The sequence below is a fragment of the Streptomyces sp. WAC05292 genome (assembly GCF_003949955.1).
GTDB lineage: Bacteria > Actinomycetota > Actinomycetes > Streptomycetales > Streptomycetaceae > Streptomyces > Streptomyces globosus.
The window spans coordinates 1-3,201 of record NZ_RPSE01000548.1; the positions used below are offsets into that span (position 1 = coordinate 1).

Sequence of the window (3,201 nt, forward strand, 5' to 3'; positions counted from 1 at the left end):
CGATCTCGATGTCGTCACCGACCGACGAGACGTCCCCCAAGAGGCCGTCCTCAGCAACTCGTTCGGCTTCGGCGGACAGAACGTCTCGCTCGTCGTCACCCCCTGACGGCCGGCAGCGGCCCGGATGGCTCTGACGCCGGGAAACGACGACCAGAGCACCATCCGGAGACAGGAGCGCCCCAGATCGCTACGTGGGCCTCCCCGGCTCGGCGTTCGGCCGCCGTCAGGGGCCGGGGAGGCGCGTCGGATCGCTACGTGGGCGTTCTCGGCTCGGCGGCTGCCGGCCGTCAGGGGGTGACGACGAGCGAGACGTTCTGTCCGCCGAAGCCGAACGAGTTGCTGAGGACGGCCTCTTGGGGGACGTCTCGTCGGTCGGTGACGACATCGAGATCGATGTCGGGGGCGACGCCGGCCGTGGCGAGGTTGCGGGTCGGGGGGATGACGCCGTGCTTCACGCTGAGGACGGCGATGAGGGCTTCGACCGCGCCGGCGGCGCCGAAGAGGTGGCCGAGTGACGCCTTGGGGGCTGTCACGGTGGCGCGGCCGAAGACCTCCCGGATCGCGTGGGCCTCGGCGGCGTCGCCCACCTCGGTTCCGGTGGCGTGGGCGTTGACATGGGTGACCTGTTCGGGACTCAGGCCGGCCCCCGCGAGGGCCTTCCGCATGGCCGAGATCTGACCGGAGCCGTCGGCGGCGGGCGCCGTGATGTGGTGGGCGTCGGCTGCGATGCCGGCGCCCGCGAGTACCGCGTGGACGCGCGCGCCCCGGGCGGCGGCGTGCTCGGCGCTTTCGAGCACCACGACGGCCGCGCCTTCGCTGAGGACGAATCCGCTGCGGTCCGCGGCGAACGGCCTGGATGCCGAAGCGGGATCGGCGGTGTGCCGCGACAGGGCCTGTGCCTGGGCGAAGCCGGCCACGGTGATCGGGGTGATCGCCGCCTCTGCCCCGCCCGCGATCACCACGTCCGCCTCGCCGGCCCGGATGAGCCTGGCCCCCAGAGCGATCGCCTCGGCGCCGGAGGAGCATGCCGAGACGGGCGTGTAGGACCCGGCCCGTGCACCGTATTCGATGCTGATCAGCGCTGCGGCCGCATTGGGCATGAGCATCGGGACCGTGCGCGGCGAGACGCGCCGGGCCCCGGCCGACTCCAGTACGTCGTCTTCCTTCAGCAACGTCCGTACGCCCCCGATGCCCGTGCCGATCGCCGATGCGAGCCGGTCCGGGTCCACGTCCGGTGCGCCGGCGTCGGCCCAGGCCTCGGCCGCGGCGGTGAGGGCGGCCTGCTGCGAGCGGTCGAGCCGCCTGGCCCGCACCGGCGGCAGCGACTCGGCGGGGTCGACCGCCATCGCCCCCGCGACGATGTCGGGACGGCCCGCGTGCGGAACGCCGCCGCGGATGCCGGACTCGCCGGCGAGCAGGGCATCCCAGGTGGACGCCACGTCTCCCCCGAGTGGTGTGATCGCGCCGAGTCCCGTCACGACGACGTGCATGTCCCTGGACCTTTCTTGTATGTCATACAAGGCATTGGCTTTGTTGTATCACATACAATTCGAGGGTGGAGAAGAAGCGAACCGAAGCCGGATCGACGTCGGCCCGCGGCCTGGCGACGAGGCGCCGGCTGATCGAGGCGACCGCGCGGCTCTGCGAGGAGCGGCCCGGCGTCGAGGTGAGCGTCGCGGAGATCGCGAAGGCGGCGGGCGTCTTTCCCAACCAGGTCACCTACCACTTCGGGTCCAAGGACTCGCTGCTCGTGCACGCCGCCTTCCTCGGCCTGCTGCACGACGCCCGACGGATCGAGCGCATCGGCCGCCAAGCCCCGGATGCGGCGGCGTTCCGGCGCAACATCGCCCGCGCCGTACTGGCCATGCCCTCGCTCCCGTCGGTCGCGCGGGCACTCGCCGCCGGGATCGCCAAGCCCGAACTCGCCCCCGTGGTCGACCAGCACCTCCGCCTGCTGTTCCGGCAGTCCGAGCGCTTCGTGGGCCGGCTCGCCGACAGCCGCGGCTGGAAGGCCGACCGTCCGCTCGGCGTGGAGGTCAGGACGTTCTGGAGCACGGCGCTCGGCGCGGTGCTGCTCGTACGCGCCGGGGCCCACGGCACCAACGCCGACCTCGACCTCGCCGGAGCGCTGACGATCCACGACGCCCGGGCCGCCACGCAACCGGAATGACGCTGTGACCTGCAATGTCAGCGGGCCCGCCTAGGGTGTTCGTCGTGAGCATGACTAAAAAGCGGAACATCTCGCTGATCTTGCAGCTGGTGATCGGCCTGGCCGTCGCGGGCGTGGTCTTCTTCGTCCTGACGAAGGCCGGCGGGGAGACCGTCGCGAGCAGGCAGGCGGCGGCCCCTGCACCCGAGGCGGCGCCCAGCGCATCGGACCGGCCGATGATCCCGCTCGCCGACGCCTTCCCCGACAAGGTGCCCGACGGGAAGGGCGGCAGCTTCACCAAGGTCGGAGCCGTCACCCTGAAGTCGTGCACCGAACCCGACTCGGTCGGCCCGGCCCTCGCCAACATGATCGACGCGGGCAAGGGCTGCCTCGGCGAGCACGTCGCCCTCTACAAGGACGGCCAGAACAACCAGTTCAACCTGGCGGTCTTCACCATGCGGGACCCGCAGGACACCGTCACGCTGGTCATGCGACTCGGCGGCAACCCGGCCGACTACCAGGTCGGCGCCCAGGCGCCGCCGCCCGGGTCGGGCCTGAAGACCCTCCCTCCGGACAGCGGCATGGTGCAGTCCTTCACCGGCCAGGGCCGTTCGATGGTCGTCGGCCTCGGCCAGTGGTCCGACGGCGCCACCCGCGACTACCAGGCCCTCGTCGACCGCCTCGGCCCTCTCCTCCAGCACGTCTCGGACCGGGTGGGCCGGTACGAGAACGGCTCCTGACCGCTACAGTCCCCGCATGGGGGAGAAGAAGGTGCGCACGGCGCCGTGCCAGTTCTGTGGCCGCCCGGTCGTCCACCGCTGGTACCGCGCACCGCACTGCAACAGGACGTGCTGGATCCGCGACGTGCGCGCCAACTTCTGGCGCAACCTCTTCCGCTGACCCCCGCCTCTTCCCGCCCGAGGCGATCAGCCGCCGACAAACGACGCCCACGTAGCGATCTGGCGCGCCTCCGGCCCCTGACGGCGGCCGGCCGCCGTCAGGGGCCGGAGGCGCGCCAGATCGCTACGTGGGCGTCGTTTGTCGGCGGCTGA

General features: G+C 72.0%; 4 protein-coding genes. 3 read left to right on the forward strand and 1 reads right to left on the reverse strand.

Annotation, left to right across the window (positions count from 1 at the left end; all coding sequences use genetic code 11):
• Positions 1-287: 287 nt before the first annotated feature.
• Positions 288-1,490 carry a beta-ketoacyl synthase gene (locus EF903_RS30775; protein WP_125548268.1) on the reverse strand — a complete coding sequence of 401 codons (1,203 nt, stop codon included), beginning with the start codon at positions 1,488-1,490 and terminating at the stop codon, positions 288-290.
• Positions 1,491-1,555: 65 nt separating this feature from the next.
• Between EF903_RS30775 and EF903_RS30780 the strand changes: the two genes are divergently transcribed.
• The 3 genes from EF903_RS30780 to EF903_RS34495 are packed head-to-tail and all read left to right on the forward strand — an operon-like array spanning position 1,556 to position 3,049.
• Complete coding sequence (locus EF903_RS30780) at positions 1,556-2,170, forward strand: TetR/AcrR family transcriptional regulator C-terminal domain-containing protein (RefSeq protein ID WP_125548269.1); 615 nt, start codon at positions 1,556-1,558, stop codon at positions 2,168-2,170.
• A 44-nt stretch (positions 2,171-2,214) separates the two neighbouring features.
• Positions 2,215-2,889, forward strand: a complete 675-nt coding sequence (locus EF903_RS30785; RefSeq protein ID WP_125548270.1) for a hypothetical protein — start codon at positions 2,215-2,217, stop codon at positions 2,887-2,889.
• A 16-nt stretch (positions 2,890-2,905) separates the two neighbouring features.
• Entirely contained in the window at positions 2,906-3,049 is a 144-nt protein-coding gene (locus tag EF903_RS34495) for a hypothetical protein (protein WP_185902913.1), read from the forward strand.
• Positions 3,050-3,201: the final 152 nt, after the last annotated feature.

Bases quoted from the DNA above. Each gene is read 5' to 3' on its own strand.
- EF903_RS34495 (WP_185902913.1), top strand. From the start codon at position 2,906: ATGGGGGAGAAGAAGGTGCGCACGGCGCCGTGCCAGTTCTGTGGCCGC.
- EF903_RS30775 (WP_125548268.1), bottom strand. From the start codon at position 1,490: ATGCACGTCGTCGTGACGGGACTCGGCGCGATCACACCACTCGGGGGA.